This window comes from Pseudomonas taetrolens (assembly GCF_900475285.1).
Lineage (GTDB): Bacteria > Pseudomonadota > Gammaproteobacteria > Pseudomonadales > Pseudomonadaceae > Aquipseudomonas > Aquipseudomonas taetrolens.
This window is the reverse complement of sequence record NZ_LS483370.1, coordinates 2446242-2461818: the sequence shown is the minus strand read 5'-3', so window position 1 is coordinate 2461818 and position 15577 is coordinate 2446242. Positions and strand designations below refer to the sequence as shown.

The window sequence follows — 15577 nt, the reverse complement described above, 5'->3', positions numbered from 1 at the left end:
TGCCGTGAAACACACCATTCACCGATGGGGCTGCGACGGGCTGGCATCCGGCATCTGAGTAGTGTTCCCGGATTTCGCCTCCGCCAGTAATGTCTGAATCTGCTTCTCCTGAGTGTCATAGCCCCCTTCACCGAAGTGGGTGTAACGCACCTGCCCCGTGGCGTCGATCAGGTAGTGAGCAGGCCAGTACTGGTTACCATAGTTATTCCAGATCGCGTAGTTATTATCGATGGCCACCGGATAGGTGATGTCGAGCTTCCTGACCTGATCCTTGACGTTGTCAATGATCCGTTCATAGCCGTATTCCGGGGTATGGACGCCGATGACCACGAGACCGTCCTTCTCGTACTTTCTCGCCCAGCCTTTCACGTAAGGCAGCGTGCGCTGGCAATTGATGCAATCGTAAGTCCAGAAATCCACCAGCACCACTTTGCCCTTGAGCGACTCACTGCTCAGTGCTGGCGAGTTGAGCCAATCGACCGCGCCGGATAACGACGGCATCGCGCGCTGTGCAGGAGCAAGGCGCATGTCGGCCCTGCCCTTGCTGACCAGGTAATCGAGCATTTTCGGTACGGCACTCAGTACCCTGTTCTCGATACGGCTGACGCTTTCGGATGAGGTGCCGGCCAGCAAGGTTTTGTCGGCTCCGGTGAACATCACCGATACCGCAGCCAGTACCGCGACTCCGGCCCCGCGACGTAACACGCCAGTGATCGGGATTGACGCTTTCAGACGATTGACCAGGCCGCGACCGGCGAAGATCAAGGTTCCAAGAGACAACGCGCTGCCCAGGCCATAGGCCACCAACCACAGGCTGGTGTGTACATTGGCACCTTGCAGCATGGCCCCCGTGAGGATGACCCCTAGGATCGGACCAGCGCACGGCGCCCACAGCAGCCCCGTGGCGATACCGATCAGCACTGACCTCAGCGGGGCGGACATCGTGCGCGTGTCGGGCGAGATCCGGTTGCCCAGCCATACGAATGGCCGGGCCAGCCAGCCGCCGATACGCGCCGAAAGCAATGACAAGGCGAACAACGCCATCACGACCAGAGCGACCTGACGGCCGCTGTGACTGGCGTGCACCACCCACTCACTGCTCACCACCGCCAGGCTCGAGATCAGGGCGAAGGTCAAGACCATGCCGCCCAGAGTCAGCAGGATCGAGGCGCGAGAGCGGTCAACACCCGCGAACAGGAACGGCACGACGGGCAGGATGCAGGGGCTGAGAACGGTCAATATGCCGCCCAGAAACGCGATAAGTAGCATGCGGGTCACCGTGTAAAACAGGTGAGGCTGTTCATGAGTGGCTTCCTGTATCAAAAGGCAGTGTCGGCAGGTCAACCAAGACTCAGTTTTCCCCGATGCAGCCGTCAGCAAATGTTCGGTAGCTCATAACCTGGACCTTGTCGTGAGAATCCAGGTAGGTCATGCGGGCATCGACAATGCCGCAGCCCGTTGTGGCCTCTTGCTTGAGCGACAGCACTTTCTTGATGTCCAGCTGCGAGCCGTAGCTGTAGGGCTTCGGGGTGACACTGGTTTCGGCCCGGGCTGAAAGCGTGCACAGGCTCAGGGCGGCAAACAGGAAGGTGGCGTAGATGGCTTTGGTGTTCATGGCGGTTCCCTCAAGGCTTCAATAGGCAGTTCGTTGGGTTGAACCGAGGCGGTGCAGATTGGCCTCGATGAACCTATTAAAAGCCTGCGAGGTATCTTGTCTGTGTCGAGAACACGCACGTGTAAATCGCCACGTATCAGAGCCGCCTGCTGATACGTAGCGATACAAACCGCGTCGTTGAATACAGAAACCCTGGCAGTCTCAGCAAAAATCACAGCCGCCGGGTCCGTATCGGCCAACCCTCACCTGGAAAGCGCCGCCTTCAACAACGGGTTGTTCAGATAGGCGACATTCAGTCTCGTCCATGGGTTAACGTCTGATTGCACAGGCGAAAAAATATGCCCGGGGGCAATCATGAAACCTTTGGGCAGCAGCTTTCGCGTCAGCTCTCTTGCATCATCAAACGATGGGAATCTTGCCCACAGGTAAAGGCTTTGTTCGGGGCGGGCAAAAACCTCGGCGCCGATGTCGTCAAGTAACTGCAAGCTCTGGGCCGTCGCTGTTCTGGCGCGTTCCTGCAAGCGCATCAGATGTCGCAGGAAATGCCCCTCGCCAAGGATGACATCCACTGCGCGTTCGCAGAACTCCGATGAGCTGGTGTGCAAGAGCATCTTCAAGTCACCCAGTTCATCAATCACCTCTTTGTTGCCGGCAATGAAGCCTACGCGCAATGCCGCTGATATCGACTTGGAAAAACTGCCGACATAGAGCGTGCGCTTGAGCTGATCCAGTGCCGACACCCTGATTGCCGAGGTCGGTTTGTAGTCGGCGAGCGCATCGTCGTCGACCAGTATCAGTTGGTGCTCTTCAGCAATTTGCACCAACTGATGGGCCTTGCTGGGGGAAATATCCGAAGCGGTTGGGTTATGCCCGACCGACTGAATGAAAAAGAGCTTGGGCCGCTGTGTTTTCAGCACGTGTCTGAGCACATCGATGTCTGGCCCGTCGGCCAGCCGCGGAACGGCCAGCATGCGTGCGCCCTGCAATTGCAATTTGCCAAACAACGGGTAGTAACCCGGGTTTTCAACCAGTACGCAGTCGCCGGGGGCCACGAAACGGCGAATGATCAAATCCAGCGCGTGGTTGGCACCATGGGTCGTGACAATCTGCCGGGGTGTGGCTGCGATGGTGTAGCCGGCAAGCTTTTGCACCAGATGCTGACGTAGCCCGGGGTTGCCCAGGCGATTGCCGTAGCGAAACAGGGTGGTGACACCGGTGCGCATGATCTGTCGGGTAAACCGGTCCAGGCGCATGTCCATCAGCCATTCGACCGGCGGAAAGCCTTCGCCCAACGGGGAATGTCCCGGCTCGCGGACAAATTGCTGGCGCATTAACCAAATCGTGTCCATGGCTCGCGCATAGGGCGGCGGATCTTCGGGTTCGGCGCTTTTTGCCGTCCCGGTTTTGACGAAAAAGCCCTGACCGTGCCGGGCCTCGACATAGCCTTGGGTCGTCAGCAACTCATAAGCGTTGATCACTGTGTTCTTGGAGTATCCGTGCAGGCGCATGCACTCGCGAAGGGACGGCAAGCGGTCGCCGATGCGATAGGTGCCGTTGACGATCTGCTCGACAAACGTGGCTGAAAAACGCTGGGCAAGGGTTTGATGCGCCATGACGCAAGCTCCGCGATTCGAAAGACAGTTGAGGGTACAGCTTGGGTACTGTCTGTCAAAACTGTACCTTCTTTGTCGACGAGAGGCGGTTTAAGTTAGGTTCATCAACAATAAGAACCGCTACAGGACCTCTTTCATGACTATCGATTCCCGCCTCCCGATGTTCCGGGGCATGTCCCCTTCTTCGCGCCTGGATCACTTGCAAACAGTACTGAACCTGCCGGAAGCCGATGTCGCGTTGCTGCGTGATCCGGGGGCGCTGTCACTGGAAATCGCCGACGGCATGATTGAAAACGTGATTGGCACATTCGAGTTGCCGTATGCCGTGGCCAGTAACTTTCAAATCAATGGGCGCGACGTGATCGTACCGCTGGTGGTCGAGGAACCCTCGGTGGTGGCGGCGGCGTCGTTTATGGCCAAGCTGGCCCGCGACGCCGGCGGTTTCCAGACTTCCAGCAGTTTGCCGCTGATGCGCGCCCAGGTGCAGATCGTCGAGGTGTCGGATCCGTACAACGCGCGCTTGAGCCTGTTGCGCCGCAAAGATGAAATCATCGAACTGGCTAATCGCAAGGATCAACTGTTGAACACGCTGGGCGGAGGCTGTCGTGACATTGAAGTCCACACCTTCGCCCAAAGTCCTCGCGGCCCGATGCTGGTGGCACATCTGATCGTCGACGTCCGGGATGCCATGGGCGCGAACACGGTCAACACGATGGCAGAAGCCGTGGCACCGCTGATTGAAGAAATCACTGGCGGCAAAGTACGCCTGCGCATCCTCTCCAACCTTGCCGATCTGCGTCTGGCCCGCGCACAAATCCGGATTGCACCTGCCCTTCTCACCACGCCCGAGTTCAAGGGTGAGGACGTGATTGAGGGCATTCTCGATGCCTACAATTTTGCCGTGATTGACCCGTACCGTGCGGCGACCCACAACAAAGGCATCATGAACGGCATCGATCCATTGATCGTCGCCACAGGCAACGACTGGCGCGCTGTCGAGGCCGGCGCACATGCCTACGCCTGCCGCGAAGGGCATTACGGTTCACTGACCACCTGGGAAAAGGATGGCCAGGGGCATCTCGTCGGCACACTTGAAATGCCGATGCCGGTTGGACTGGTCGGTGGCGCGACCAAAACCCATCCGCTGGCTCAACTGTCGTTGCGTATTCTCGGGGTAAAAACGGCCCAGGAACTGGCAGAAATCGCAGTAGCGGTAGGCCTCGCACAAAATCTCGGCGCGTTGCGTGCGCTGTCCACCGAAGGTATCCAGCGTGGCCACATGGCGTTGCATGCCCGTAATATCGCGCTCTCTGCCGGTGCTCGTGGCGACGAAGTGGATTGGCTGGTCAAGCGCATGGTGCAAGCACGGGATGTTCGTGCCGATCACGCCAGCGAACTGCTGAAAGAAAAACGGGCGCAGTGACGGGGGCACCCAGGGCGAACGCCGCGCCGAACGGAGGTCGGTGCGCGGGGCTGAGGCTTGTCTCTTCACGTTTATAACAACAACAGCCCATAAGGGCAGTGGGAGAATTACTTTGAAGGCCGATCTATATGAAGTATGGGGCGACACGGTCAATAGTCGTCACCTGGTGTGCGCCATCCTCATTGGTGCTGTCATCAGCCTCGGCGCATTTTTCCTGGCGCAGCATATCCTCCTCGGCCTGGTTGCTTCAGCCCAGATGGCCCGGGCGTATGCAATGCTGATCGGCATCCTGGGATGCCTGGCAGGAGGCGCTGTCAGTGCTGCGCTGTTCAAGCCCAAGCGTATTGTGGTTGAGCACCAAGCCGATCCCGCCTGGCGGGCCGAAGTGTTGATGGACTTGCAGCGGGAGTTCGGCGACCTCGGCAAGATCTCCGATTTGCCACCCCAGGTGGTCGCCGAGCTACGTGAAATGGATCTGCTGGACCTGTTCGTCGATCACGAAAAAGCCCAGCACACCGCAGCGGTCACTCCGCGGCCTGTGCCAGAGTCTGTCCCCGGGGTGTTTGGCAAAGGAGCCCGGCAATGATGGCCGTGCTGATGGATCAGGTTCTGATCGCCTTGGGCATGGGCGTTCTCGGTGCCGTGATTTTTGCCGGCATCGGCCTGATTTCGGGCAGTGACGAAACCACTACCCTCGCCCCGCTTACTCTGCTGGTGGTGTTGCTGGGCGTGCCAGCGCCGGGAGTGTTGACGTTTTTCCTTGCCGGCGCTGTCGCCAAGCACATGACCCACGCCGTACCGACGGCATTGCTGGGCATTCCCGGTGACACCATGGCAACACCGTTGATGCGCGAAGCCAACTTTTTGCGCAACCTGGGGGTGCCGCACATTGCACTGCGCAAGATGATCTCGGGAGCCGTGATTGCAGCGTTGATCGCTGTACCGATGGCCGTGCTGTTCGCAGTGCTGCTGGCACCGTTCGGCGATGTGATCAAGCACGCTGCACCGTGGGTCTTCCTTGCTGCCGCCATCGCCATCGCCTACTTCTCTGCCGGGCGCTGGGCCGCGGTGCTGACCCTGATTCCGTTTGTCATGGTGATTGTCGGCTTGCAAAGCTTTACCGGGCAATACGGAGTCAAACTCAGCGTCAGCTATTTTCTGGGGATCGCGATAGGCCCGTTGATCGCCGCCCTGTTTTCGATGCTCGCGCCCGCTGAACGGGCAAAAATGCGTCGCGATCAGGTTCGTACCTTCTCTCTTTCATCTGATGTCAAAAGCTGGGGCGGTTTTTTCCCTAATCCACTCAAAGTACTCGACCGCCAGCAAAGCACCTGGACGGCCATTACCGCAGTGATTTCCAGTGCAACGTTTGTCTTCAGTCCCGTGGCCATGACTGTGATCATGGGCGAGATTGTCGGGGCCCGGATCAAGCACGTTTACCACCGCCTGACCACGGTCATTACCGCGCGCAATGGTGTGACCGAGTCGACTTACATTGCTGAAGCGCTGATCCCGTTGATTGCCTTTGGCTTGCCTCTGAGCCCGGTTGCGGCAGGCCCCGCCGCACCGCTGTTCAATGCCCCACCGCGCTTCAGCGTCGACAGTGCAACAGGCCAGGTGCACAACCTCCACTCACTGCTCAGTACCTGGGAGTTTCTGGGCTATGGGATGCTGGCCGTGGTGGTTGCCATCCTGATCGCCTACCCCTTCACCATGAATTACGCCCACCGCGCGGCGTCTTATGTCTCGCGCAAAATCAGCCATGAAGCGGTCATCGCCACGTTTGTCGGGTTGATCCTGGTGATCGGCATTTGGGAAGGTGGCGCGCTTGGTTTGTTGGTGATCATTACCGTGGGACTGCTCGGAGGTTTTCTGTCGCGCTTCCTCGGTTTCAACATCGGCGTGCAATTCATGGGGTTCTATACTGCGGTGCTGACCGTACCGGCGATGATTGCGCTGCTGAGCGTCTGACCCCCTCTGCATGTCACAACGAACGAGTGCCCTAGACGTTACAACCCTACGGCCATGGCACTCGCGCCCCTCCTTCGCGGCTCGTGCCCCTGCTTTCAACCCTCTGCGCTCTCTTCGAGCAAAAGATCAACCACCGCTTGCCGACGCACCAGCGCTGAAGTGTGTGGCCTGTCGAAGCACCGCACTTGACGCTCGGCACTGGTGCCGACCTGCAATATTTGCCGGGCCTGGTCAAAAACACCGTCTTCACCCAGTATTCGGGCCGTTGCAGCAAAGGTCTGCTGAGCCCGATCGAGCCATTGCGCCAACGACATTGGTGTCGTATCGGGCAGCAGCACGAAGCGCCCATAAGGGCCCCAACGCCGGGCCTGAATGCGGTTTTCCTTGAGCATCCAATGACTTTCGGGACGGTAATGGCTACCGGGGGCCGGCAACAGGCATGCGTGCTTGACCATCACCCGGTACAAGCTGGCGAGCATCAGGGCGTCGATCAGCCGTGGACAGGCATCGGTCATGCGTAACTCCAGCGTGGGGTAACGCAGCGAAGGCCGACAGCCCCACCACACATCGACTTCCTTGTCCGCCGCGCGGGTCTGATGCAGCAACGCGAGGTAGTGCTCAAAAGCCTGATCGTCGGGCAAATACTCAGGAACGCCCATGCGTGGCCACTCATCACATGCCACTTGTCGATAACTGAAGTAGCCGGTTAATTGCCCTTGCCAGAAAGGCGAGGAAACACTCAGCGCCAGCAGCATGGGGAGCCATGGCAACACTTCGTTCATGACCGCAACCCGATCGACTCCGCTCGGGATCTCTGCATGCACATGCAGGCCGCACACCACGCTGCGTCGAGCGACGATTTCGTACTCTCCAAGCAACTGCTGATAGTGCGACTGGACCGTGATGCGCTGGGCTTTCCACTCAGCCAGCGGGTGCGAACCGCTGCAGATAACGCCCAGGCCATGCTCGGCCAGCGTCTGATTAAGGTCACGCCTCACCCGGCTCAAATAGGCTGTTGCTTGAGCCGCACTGTCAAAGATCGGCGATGCCACCTCGATTTGCCCCTGGAGCAATTCGTAGGCGAACCCTTGCCCGATGGCCTCTCGGCAAGCATCAAGCACCCAGGCAGACGGTTCGGCGACCATACGCCGGCTGCGCAGGTCGGTGATGAAATACTCTTCTTCGATGCCGAAGCGTTGCAGGCAAGGGTCATTTGAAAGCGGCATGTTGATCATGGGCGATCACTTCAGGCAGGTGACGGTAAGGAGCACCACGGCAATTCGCTCAACCTGTTCATAACCGGGGTTTTCCAGTTCTTTCATGGCCGGTACGTGCATTGACGCGTTGATGGGTCAAGGGCGTCGGCGTGATAAAACGATAGCCGTCAGCCTGCAGGCGTCGGCCCAGATGCAACAGCGCCTGATCCGCGCGGGGCAGCGTTGCAGGCAAGGGTGCCGGAGAAGAGAGCGTCGAGTCGACCATGACGGGTTTCCTTTCAAGTCAGCGCAAGCAGCCGCGCAGTTCAATGAAACGTCGGGTGGCGAACAGACCGGCCGGTCGGTGATACAGGCTGCGCAGTGGACCGCCGTCCTGCCTGCGCGCGGGTATGCCTCGCAAGGACTCGAACACACTCATGGCGTCCACCGCCGGATATACGTACGGGACAGGTGCGGATGGCCAACGACTGAGTTGTCAGGGGGGACTCGGGATAAAAACACAGGGTAAACATTCAGTACTGGCATGACAGGCTCCGACCACGAATACGTGTGAGGCATCAGGCGCTTCTATCCGGAAGAGCCGGCCAGAGACAAATAATTCCATTCTTTTGCTTCAGGCCCGGACCAGTGGCAGTGCTTCGCAAGGCTTTGAACGGCGCAGTGAACGCGCCGTATAAAACTTGAACCTCTTGTGGCACGGCCTCCTCCATATGTGCAGGGCCCTTGCGATATTCGCGAACTGGAGGCAGCCATGAGAACGCACATCGTAAAACTCCTGACCCACCCGGATCATGCCTGGGTCGATATCCGTACCGAAGAGGATCAGCAGCCCCGGCACTATCTTCCCCATTTGTTGCTCTGGGCCTTGCTGCCCAGTGTGTGCCTGTATATCGGGGTTACCTGGCTTGGCTGGAGCCTGGCCGGCGAAGAGCGGGTTCGGCTCAGCCCCGTCAGCGCCCTGCAACTGAGCGTATTGCTGTACCTGACGACCCTGATTGGCACGCTGTTGATGGGCGGATTCATTCGCTGGATGTCGCGCTCCTTCGAGGCCCGCCCCACCCTGAACCAGTGCATCGGCTTTGCGGCCTACACCGCCACCCCGTATTTCCTTGCCGGAATCACCGGGCTCTACCCCAGCCGCTGGCTGGCCGTGGCGGCCTTGATTGCGGCGGGGGCCTACGCCACGTTTCTGTTGTTTGTGGGCTTGCCGAAGTTCATGCGCCTGACTCAAGACCGAGGCTTGCTGTACGCGGCTTCGGTTTGGGGGGTTGGCGTACTGGTGCTCGTTTCCGTTCTGGTGTGCATGATTCTGTTCTGGCTCAACGGGTTGACGCCGGAGTACATGCGTCCGCTGACAGTGCCCTAGCCCACCCGAGGCGTAATCGGGACCTGGAGGATCAGCCAATGATTGTAGGTGCGCACTTGAGTTACTTGCGTGACACTCTTTTTGGGCCGGTTGCCCACAGTATTGATTGCGACGTGATCATCACATTCATCAGTGCTGAAACTTTTCAAGTGCAGGTGTTATCCCCCGTCACACAGGATCTGCACAAGGCTCACGCCTTGAACATGACTCTTTCTTCGGGGGAACACTTGAACGGAAGGGTTGTTCATGTGCCTGCCAAGGACAATAAACGTGTGGTGTTACAGGTTGACACTTAAGTCGCTGCGATAGCGATACACGATGAAGTACTTGGGCGCTGAGGTGAATAAATATAAGCACGCGGCCGAATAGAGGTAAGCGTCTGGCAGACACACCTTGCTGATCGCTAAACTGCCGCCTTTCGTTTGTGGGTGATGGAGCCTACTTGCAGGAGGTAGGCACTACCCTTTTGATGTCCTGCGATCCGACGACGCTATCAAGTAGCGTCGTCCCATAGGAGTTGTCCACTACGCATAGCCACTTTTCCGAGATTTGTCGAAACACGTAGGTCGCCCTGCGCGAAATCTCAATTTTCACACCGGCCTTATCCGTGGCCTGTAGCAAGGTCTCCATGATAACGAGAGCTACATCACCTCCTTGTATAACTTGGATCTCACCCTGTGTGACAACGATGCTGTTATTGAAATGATCCGCAATGGCGACAAAAGCTCGGCGGATGCTCTCTTTGCCTGAGACGGTCAATCCTGGTTTGACCACGAGACTGGCGTCATCCGCATAAAACTTCATCAGTTCGTCGAAGTCTTCGGCTGTGATAGCGCGATCAGCGGCTTCGATTGTCTCTTTGAGAGTTCGGGTAAGTGCGTCCATTCCTGTGCTCCTGTATGAGCCTCAGAAGCAGGAATGAAAAACCCCGCTTTTGAGGCGGGGTTCGGCAGATCGTACGCAGCCCCACCACCTATGTGAAGGCGATAATAATTGAACTTGCGCAACGGAAACTGTAATTGTTCATGGCATGAATCTGCCGCATAAAGCCAAGAAAATCAATTGATACAATCCTGTATGGACACACCGTTTGCCACTATACCGGTCTCCACTGATGCGGCAGCTCCGCCCCGGCCATCGGCTCCCCAGCGTGTGGAGCCCACGCTCAAAAATGATGCGAAAAACCTTAACGACACGGATGTGCCGACCCACCCTTCGATGGACCCGCGTATTCAGGGAAATGATGCAGGCCGTCAAGGCGGCATGAACACGGATGGCAATGGGCCTCAAAACAGGGACGACAGCACCACGACCCTGCCTGGGCCTCAACCGGATACGCCTGAACCCTGAACGCCAGAGGCTGTCCAGGCTGCGGGACCTAGACAGCCTCTATCAGTGGGTCAAGACCTTGGCGTTCGGGGTACGGATTTCCTTGATCACGGAATTCGCGCGATTGACCAGCACATAGTGCCCGCTCATTTCGACCCATTGCGTATGTTCATCCGGCTGCGGCAGGCCTTTGGACTTCCAGTTTTTGATCGCCATCTCTTCACGGATAAATTGATCCGGTGCCTTGTCGCCGTTTCCATAGCAACTGGTCAGGTCCATGGAATCGGCCAGTATTTGCCCTGGCTTGCAGTCACTGGCCACTTCGTCGGCGGCTTGCGAGGCCAAAGGCACCGCGCACAACAAGCCGGCAATAATTGATGCTGATAGTAGATTGCGCATGTTTACCTCAATGTGGATGACCCCGTGAATCCTGTCGCGGGGGAATCAGATGACAGGTAGTGAGAGGTTCACAGTCAGGCAGGAGTTCCGTCTGTTTCGCGGACGGTCGGGTTGCAGGCATCCTGTGCAAGCACACAGGCCGCTGCAGTGACGTGCAACGGCCTGTCGATTGAAGCGGCCCGCGGGAGGCTCGGGCAGAATCAGGAAGGAAACAGCGTGCTCAGGCAACTGAGCTTTTTCTTGTAGGAACGCCGTGCTTCCAGCGCCTCTTCTAGGGTGACGGCCACAAACCGGGCCTTTTGGTTGGGTTGCATCTGGCCGACCAGGTCGAGGTCGGCACTGATCACGGTGCCGATCATCGCGTAGCCACCACCGGACACCGCGTCACGCAGTAACACGATGGGCTCGAGCCCGGCCGGAACCTGGATTGAACCGATCGGGTAGCAGCTGTCGACGATGTTCGACGGATCAGAGCCGGCGCCAAAGGGTTGTTCACGGGGTTGAAAGTCCAGCGGGCTGCCACCCTTGACACGATAGCCGATGCGATCGGCTTCCGAGCCGACGGTCCAGGACTCGGCGAAGAAGCTCTTGGCTGCCGATTCGGTCAAGCGGTGGTAGTACAGGCCCGGCACGACGCGCAGCGTGATCTCACCACCCAGAGATTGTCGCAGCGCCATGGGCAGGCTGGCGCCTGCACGGCCCTTGCCACTGGCAACGCCGATCGGCAGTTCATCACCTGCGACCAGCCTGCGTCCCTGATAGCCACCCAGTGCGCCCAAGGCATACGTGGAGCGACTGCCAAGCACCACAGGCACATCGATCCCGCCGGCCACGGCTATATAAGTGCGTGCGCCCGCCTTGGGGAAGTCAAAGCGCAGCACTTGCCCGGCTTTCACCGAAAATGCGGTGTCGTGGTGCATTTCTGCGCCGTCGAGCCGTGGTGTCATGTGCGCGCCACAAATTGCCACCAGGGCGTCCTGCTGAAACTCCAGTTCAGGCCCCAGCAACGTGCATTCCAGCGCCGCCAGGCCGGCCGGGTTGCCGACCAGTTGATTGGCTGCACTCAGGGCATACTGATCAAGGGCACCGGAAGGCGGAATCCCCAAGTGGTAATAGCCTTCGCGGCCCAGATCCTGTACCGAGGTGGCGAGACCTGGCTTGATAACCTTGATCATGGCAATACCTCCTGCAGCGATTTGGGGTAGCCGACCGGGTCGGCCAGAAACGCATCCAGCGAAAACTCCACCGGGCGAATCCGCAGGTCGAAGCGCCCCGCTTCCACTTCGGCCACGGCGTGGTCATAGGCCTCACGGTCCATGGGTTTGAACTGCACGATGTCACCTGGGCGAAAAAACACCATGTGTTCCTTCAGGTAGGCCAGGTTCTGTTCCGGGTCGTAGATCGGTGCCGGAGTAACGCCAAACATCTGATAGCCGCCGGCGCCGCGCACCGAGTAAATGCAACCAAAACAACCGCCGTGACCCAAGGTCAATTTCGGCGTGTCGGTGCGGGGGCGCAGGTACTTGGGCACCTGCAACTGACGTTCACGCTCGACCATCTGGAACATGAATGGCAAACCCGCGACGAAACCGACCATCGAAACAAACCACGGGGCCCCGCTATGGGCTGCAATGAATGCCTCGACATCCGCCAGGCCGTTGATCCGCGCAGCGTATTCCAGGTCGGTGGCGTCCGGATCCTGATGACGGTCGCGAAAGCGCATCAGGGTTTCGTGGGTCCAGGGATCGTTGTAGAGCACCGGGATTTCGATGATCCGGGTCTGCAAGGTGCGCTCTGCCACCGCCTCGGCTTCAGCACCTTTGACGGCTTCGAGCAAGGTATGGGGAGCAATGCGGTCCGGGTCAAAACGAATCTGGAACGACGCATTGGCCAGGCACACATCGAGGACGCCATCCAGCGCCAGACGCTCCACCGCACGGGTAACGGCCAACCCCTTGAAAAACGCATCCAGGGACATGCTGTCGCTGACTTCGGCGAACAAATGTTCATCGGCGCCAAAGCTGTAGCGGATGGGTTCGCTCATGCTTCACCTCCAGCGCGGCGCTCGGCCAGCCAGGTTTCCAGGGTGCCCGTGTTGAAGTCGGCGCTCTGCAACCACGGTTGCTCCAGCAGTTCGCCGTGCAACGCCAGGGTGCTGGCCATGCCGGTCAGCGTGGTTTGCTCTACAGCGATTCGTGCTCGGGCCAGAGCTTCGGCGCGATCAGCGCCGTGAACGATCAGCTTGGCCAATAGCGAGTCATAGTAAGGCGGCACGCGGTAGCCTTGATACAGATGGGTGTCGACGCGAATCCCATCGCCTTGGGGCCAGTTCAGCGACTCGACGGTGCCCGGGCTGGGGAAAAAATCCCGGGCCGGGTCTTCGGCATTCAGCCGCATTTGCAAGGCTGCGCCGTTGAGTTGAATGTCGCGTTGCGTGTAGCCCAGCGGCTCGCCGCCAGCAATGCGCAACATCTCCTGCACCAGGTCGACGCCCGTGATCAATTCGCTGACGGGGTGCTCGACCTGAATCCGGGTGTTCATCTCGATAAAGAAAAACTCGCCTGTCGCGTCGTCGTACAGGTATTCCAGGGTTCCGGCACCCTTGTAATTCAGGGATTCGGTGAGGCGCACGGCGCTGGCGCAGAGCGTTTCGCGCTGTTGCTGGCTGAGGACCGGCGATGGTGCCTCCTCAAAGATTTTCTGTCGACGCCGTTGCAGCGAGCACTCGCGCTCGAAGAGATGCACCGCGTGCTGGCCATCCCCCAATACCTGGACTTCGATGTGCCGCGCCTTGCTGATAAAACGCTCCAGGTAGACGGCGCCATTGCCGAACGCTGCCTGGGCTTCGCGTTGTGAACGAGGAAACTCTTCAGCCAGCTGTTGAGCGTTTTCTGCCAAGCGAATACCACGCCCCCCACCACCGGCAGAGGCTTTGATCAGCAAGGGGAAACCCACCGACTCAGCCGCTTTTAACGCAGCACTGACGTCAAACAGTTCACCGGGGGAGCCTGGTACCACGGGGACCCCCGCCGCTTGCGCGGTACGCCGTGCCTCGGCTTTATCACCCATGCGGCGGATCGTATCGGGGTCTGGGCCGACGAAAATCGCTCCGGCGGCCATCACCGCTTCCGCAAAGTCGGCATTCTCCGAGAGAAAACCATAACCGGGGTGTACGGCATTGGCGCCAGTGGCTTTCAAGGCAGCCAGCAACGCCTCGACGTTCAGGTAGCTTTTATCCGCACGGGCCGGGCCCAGCAGGTGAACTTCGTCCGCGATCCGTGCCGCCAGAGAGTCAAGGTCCGCCTCACTGCAGGCCGCGACGGTAGGAATGCCCAGTGCTTTGGCTGCATGAATAATGCGCACGGCAATCTCGCCACGGTTGGCGACCAGCAATTTATGAATGGCTTGAGTCATGATCGCCCCCTCATATCAAATCGAGTGAAGCAACAACCTGGCCCGGTTCAACCGGATCACCGTCTTCGACCAGGAAGGCGTTGAGGCGACCGGAGGCCCCGGCGGTCAATTCGGAAAACTGCTTCATGACTTCGATCAGGCCAATAACTGTATCGGCGCCGACCTGGTCCCCCGCTTCGACGAAGTTCGCCGATTCCGGAGTGGCTTTACGGTAGAAGGTCCCGGGCAACGGGGTAATGACGTTATGTTCGGCCATGTCAGTTCCTTTTTGGAATACTTGTAGAAAGGCAGGCAAAAAATGAAGAGCTGTTCAACGGCGGGTATCTGCGTACCCGTCTTTCTTGGGTATCAGCGTGGTGCGCGCACCTTGATCCCGGCATTATCCAGCGCATGACGCGTGGCTTCGACCAGCGCCAGAGCCCCCGGCGTGTCGCTGTGCAAACAGATGGAATCGAATTCAATGCTCAGGTCTTCGCCTTCGACCGTGCGCACCACGCCCTCCTGACAGGCGCGCAGCACCCGTGCGGCCACGGTGGCCGGATCGAGGGCGCGTACATGACGGGTGAACACGATGGAGCCGCTGAGGTCGTACTCACGGTCGGCATAGAACTCGCGAATCACGGGCTGGCCGAGCGCTTGGGCGACCCGGCAGATCACTGACCCCGGCATGCAATACAGCAGTAACCCGGGTTCCAGGCGCTGGAGGTTTTCCACCAGTAATCGGGCCGCTTCTTCATCCCGGGCCAGGTGCATGTAAAGCGCACCGTGGGGCTTGATATGTTGCAGGGAGACACCTTGTGCCCGGGCGATTTCACGCAGGGCACCCAACTGATAAAGAATGTCGTCGACCAGTTCCTGCGCAGGCGCATTGATGTGCCGACGGCCAAAGCCGACCAGATCTCTGAACCCCGGATGGGCGCCGACAGCCACCCCCAGGCGCCTGGCCTGCTCGACGGTGCGGCGCATGGTGCCAGGGTCGCCGGCGTGAAAGCCAGTGGCGATATTGGCTGAACTGATAAAGGCCATCAGCTCATCGTCAACACCGTCACCGATGGTCCATGGGCCGAAGCCTTCGCCCATGTCCGAATTGAAATCTACTGCTTGCATGCTGCTTGCTCCTGACGCTTGTGACTTCATGCAGGCCACGTTAGATTCCTGCTTGCCCCTTGGGAAGATCTATTAACAGATAGGGTATCTTCTGAAAAACAGATACCTTGTCGGCCGGAGTCC

The 15577-nt window shown here is 58.9% G+C and carries 17 protein-coding genes and 1 pseudogene; 5 read left to right on the top strand and 13 right to left on the bottom strand.

Annotated elements, in window-relative coordinates; genetic code table 11:
- Positions 1-18: 18 nt before the first annotated feature.
- From DQN55_RS11275 to DQN55_RS11265, 3 genes are all read right to left on the bottom strand, one after another.
- Positions 19-1269: a cytochrome c biogenesis protein DipZ gene (locus DQN55_RS11275; protein ID WP_048380647.1), complete on the bottom strand. Its 1251-nt coding sequence runs from the start codon at positions 1267-1269 to the stop codon at positions 19-21.
- Between the two features lie 82 nt (positions 1270-1351).
- A complete protein-coding gene (locus DQN55_RS11270) occupies positions 1352-1615 on the bottom strand; it encodes a DUF2790 domain-containing protein (RefSeq protein ID WP_048379884.1) in 264 nt (87 codons plus the stop codon).
- A gap of 242 nt (positions 1616-1857) precedes the next feature.
- Entirely contained in the window at positions 1858-3228 is a 1371-nt protein-coding gene (locus tag DQN55_RS11265; RefSeq protein ID WP_048379887.1) for an aminotransferase-like domain-containing protein, read from the bottom strand.
- Positions 3229-3364: 136 nt separating this feature from the next.
- Between DQN55_RS11265 and DQN55_RS11260 the strand changes: the two genes are divergently transcribed.
- From DQN55_RS11260 to DQN55_RS11250, 3 genes are all read left to right on the top strand, one after another.
- Entirely contained in the window at positions 3365-4651 is a 1287-nt protein-coding gene (locus DQN55_RS11260; RefSeq protein ID WP_048379889.1) for a hydroxymethylglutaryl-CoA reductase, degradative, read from the top strand.
- Positions 4652-4763: 112 nt separating this feature from the next.
- Positions 4764-5237, top strand: a complete 474-nt coding sequence (locus DQN55_RS11255) for a hypothetical protein (RefSeq protein ID WP_048379890.1) — start codon at positions 4764-4766, stop codon at positions 5235-5237.
- Positions 5234-6622, top strand: coding sequence for a tripartite tricarboxylate transporter permease (locus tag DQN55_RS11250; RefSeq protein ID WP_088500014.1), 1389 nt, complete (start codon positions 5234-5236; stop codon positions 6620-6622). The genes DQN55_RS11255 and DQN55_RS11250 overlap by 4 nt, the downstream gene beginning before the upstream one ends.
- 95 nt (positions 6623-6717) lie before the next feature.
- Here DQN55_RS11250 and DQN55_RS11245 read toward each other — a convergent pair whose 3' ends face one another.
- The 3 genes and pseudogenes from DQN55_RS11245 to DQN55_RS22525 form a co-directional block, all read right to left on the bottom strand.
- Positions 6718-7848, bottom strand: coding sequence for a carboxylate-amine ligase (locus tag DQN55_RS11245; protein ID WP_048380650.1), 1131 nt, complete (start codon positions 7846-7848; stop codon positions 6718-6720).
- A 103-nt stretch (positions 7849-7951) separates the two neighbouring features.
- Positions 7952-8104: pseudogene (locus DQN55_RS11240) on the bottom strand (SAM-dependent methyltransferase); the annotation flags it as partial.
- 18 nt (positions 8105-8122) lie between these two features.
- Positions 8123-8257: a hypothetical protein gene (locus DQN55_RS22525; RefSeq protein WP_268876080.1), complete on the bottom strand. Its 135-nt coding sequence runs from the start codon at positions 8255-8257 to the stop codon at positions 8123-8125.
- 333 nt (positions 8258-8590) lie between these two features.
- Here DQN55_RS22525 and DQN55_RS11235 point away from each other — a divergent pair, with 333 nt between their 5' ends.
- Complete coding sequence (locus DQN55_RS11235; RefSeq protein WP_048379892.1) at positions 8591-9205, top strand: Yip1 family protein; 615 nt, start codon at positions 8591-8593, stop codon at positions 9203-9205.
- A gap of 38 nt (positions 9206-9243) precedes the next feature.
- The gene (locus DQN55_RS11230) at positions 9244-9501 is read left to right on the top strand and encodes a hypothetical protein (protein WP_048379894.1); all 258 of its coding nucleotides are present in this window, start codon (positions 9244-9246) and stop codon (positions 9499-9501) included.
- 142 nt (positions 9502-9643) lie between these two features.
- Here the strand turns inward: DQN55_RS11230 and DQN55_RS11225 are convergent, their stop codons facing one another.
- From DQN55_RS11225 to DQN55_RS11190, 7 genes are all read right to left on the bottom strand, one after another.
- Positions 9644-10090, bottom strand: coding sequence for a YybH family protein (locus DQN55_RS11225; RefSeq protein WP_048379895.1), 447 nt, complete (start codon positions 10088-10090; stop codon positions 9644-9646).
- Positions 10091-10597: 507 nt separating this feature from the next.
- Complete coding sequence (locus DQN55_RS22410; RefSeq protein ID WP_048379896.1) at positions 10598-10933, bottom strand: RcnB family protein; 336 nt, start codon at positions 10931-10933, stop codon at positions 10598-10600.
- A gap of 200 nt (positions 10934-11133) precedes the next feature.
- Positions 11134-12108 carry a 5-oxoprolinase subunit C family protein gene (locus DQN55_RS11210; RefSeq protein WP_048379897.1) on the bottom strand — a complete coding sequence of 325 codons (975 nt, stop codon included), beginning with the start codon at positions 12106-12108 and terminating at the stop codon, positions 11134-11136.
- Positions 12105-12977: a 5-oxoprolinase subunit B family protein gene (locus DQN55_RS11205; RefSeq protein WP_048379898.1), complete on the bottom strand. Its 873-nt coding sequence runs from the start codon at positions 12975-12977 to the stop codon at positions 12105-12107. The genes DQN55_RS11210 and DQN55_RS11205 overlap by 4 nt, the downstream gene beginning before the upstream one ends.
- On the bottom strand, positions 12974-14347 hold the full coding sequence (locus DQN55_RS11200) for an acetyl-CoA carboxylase biotin carboxylase subunit (protein ID WP_048379900.1): 1374 nt from the start codon (positions 14345-14347) through the stop codon (positions 12974-12976). Before DQN55_RS11200 ends, DQN55_RS11205 begins: the two co-directional genes overlap by 4 nt.
- Before the next feature lie 10 nt (positions 14348-14357).
- Complete coding sequence (locus DQN55_RS11195) at positions 14358-14603, bottom strand: acetyl-CoA carboxylase (protein WP_048379902.1); 246 nt, start codon at positions 14601-14603, stop codon at positions 14358-14360.
- Positions 14604-14695: 92 nt separating this feature from the next.
- Positions 14696-15454: a 5-oxoprolinase subunit PxpA gene (locus tag DQN55_RS11190; RefSeq protein WP_048379910.1), complete on the bottom strand. Its 759-nt coding sequence runs from the start codon at positions 15452-15454 to the stop codon at positions 14696-14698.
- Positions 15455-15577 lie beyond the last annotated feature (123 nt).

Coding starts and splice junctions, on each gene's coding strand:
- DQN55_RS22410 (WP_048379896.1), bottom strand. CDS start 10,933: ATGCGCAATCTACTATCAGCATCAATTATTGCCGGCTTGTTGTGCGCG.
- DQN55_RS11250 (WP_088500014.1), top strand. CDS start 5,234: ATGATGGCCGTGCTGATGGATCAGGTTCTGATCGCCTTGGGCATGGGC.
- DQN55_RS11205 (WP_048379898.1), bottom strand. CDS start 12,977: ATGAGCGAACCCATCCGCTACAGCTTTGGCGCCGATGAACATTTGTTC.
- DQN55_RS11225 (WP_048379895.1), bottom strand. CDS start 10,090: ATGGACGCACTTACCCGAACTCTCAAAGAGACAATCGAAGCCGCTGAT.
- DQN55_RS11260 (WP_048379889.1), top strand. CDS start 3,365: ATGACTATCGATTCCCGCCTCCCGATGTTCCGGGGCATGTCCCCTTCT.
- DQN55_RS11265 (WP_048379887.1), bottom strand. CDS start 3,228: ATGGCGCATCAAACCCTTGCCCAGCGTTTTTCAGCCACGTTTGTCGAG.
- DQN55_RS11275 (WP_048380647.1), bottom strand. CDS start 1,269: ATGCTACTTATCGCGTTTCTGGGCGGCATATTGACCGTTCTCAGCCCC.
- DQN55_RS11195 (WP_048379902.1), bottom strand. CDS start 14,603: ATGGCCGAACATAACGTCATTACCCCGTTGCCCGGGACCTTCTACCGT.
- DQN55_RS22525 (WP_268876080.1), bottom strand. CDS start 8,257: ATGAGTGTGTTCGAGTCCTTGCGAGGCATACCCGCGCGCAGGCAGGAC.
- DQN55_RS11230 (WP_048379894.1), top strand. CDS start 9,244: ATGATTGTAGGTGCGCACTTGAGTTACTTGCGTGACACTCTTTTTGGG.
- DQN55_RS11235 (WP_048379892.1), top strand. CDS start 8,591: ATGAGAACGCACATCGTAAAACTCCTGACCCACCCGGATCATGCCTGG.
- DQN55_RS11270 (WP_048379884.1), bottom strand. CDS start 1,615: ATGAACACCAAAGCCATCTACGCCACCTTCCTGTTTGCCGCCCTGAGC.
- DQN55_RS11210 (WP_048379897.1), bottom strand. CDS start 12,108: ATGATCAAGGTTATCAAGCCAGGTCTCGCCACCTCGGTACAGGATCTG.
- DQN55_RS11245 (WP_048380650.1), bottom strand. CDS start 7,848: ATGCCGCTTTCAAATGACCCTTGCCTGCAACGCTTCGGCATCGAAGAA.
- DQN55_RS11190 (WP_048379910.1), bottom strand. CDS start 15,454: ATGCAAGCAGTAGATTTCAATTCGGACATGGGCGAAGGCTTCGGCCCA.
- DQN55_RS11200 (WP_048379900.1), bottom strand. CDS start 14,347: ATGACTCAAGCCATTCATAAATTGCTGGTCGCCAACCGTGGCGAGATT.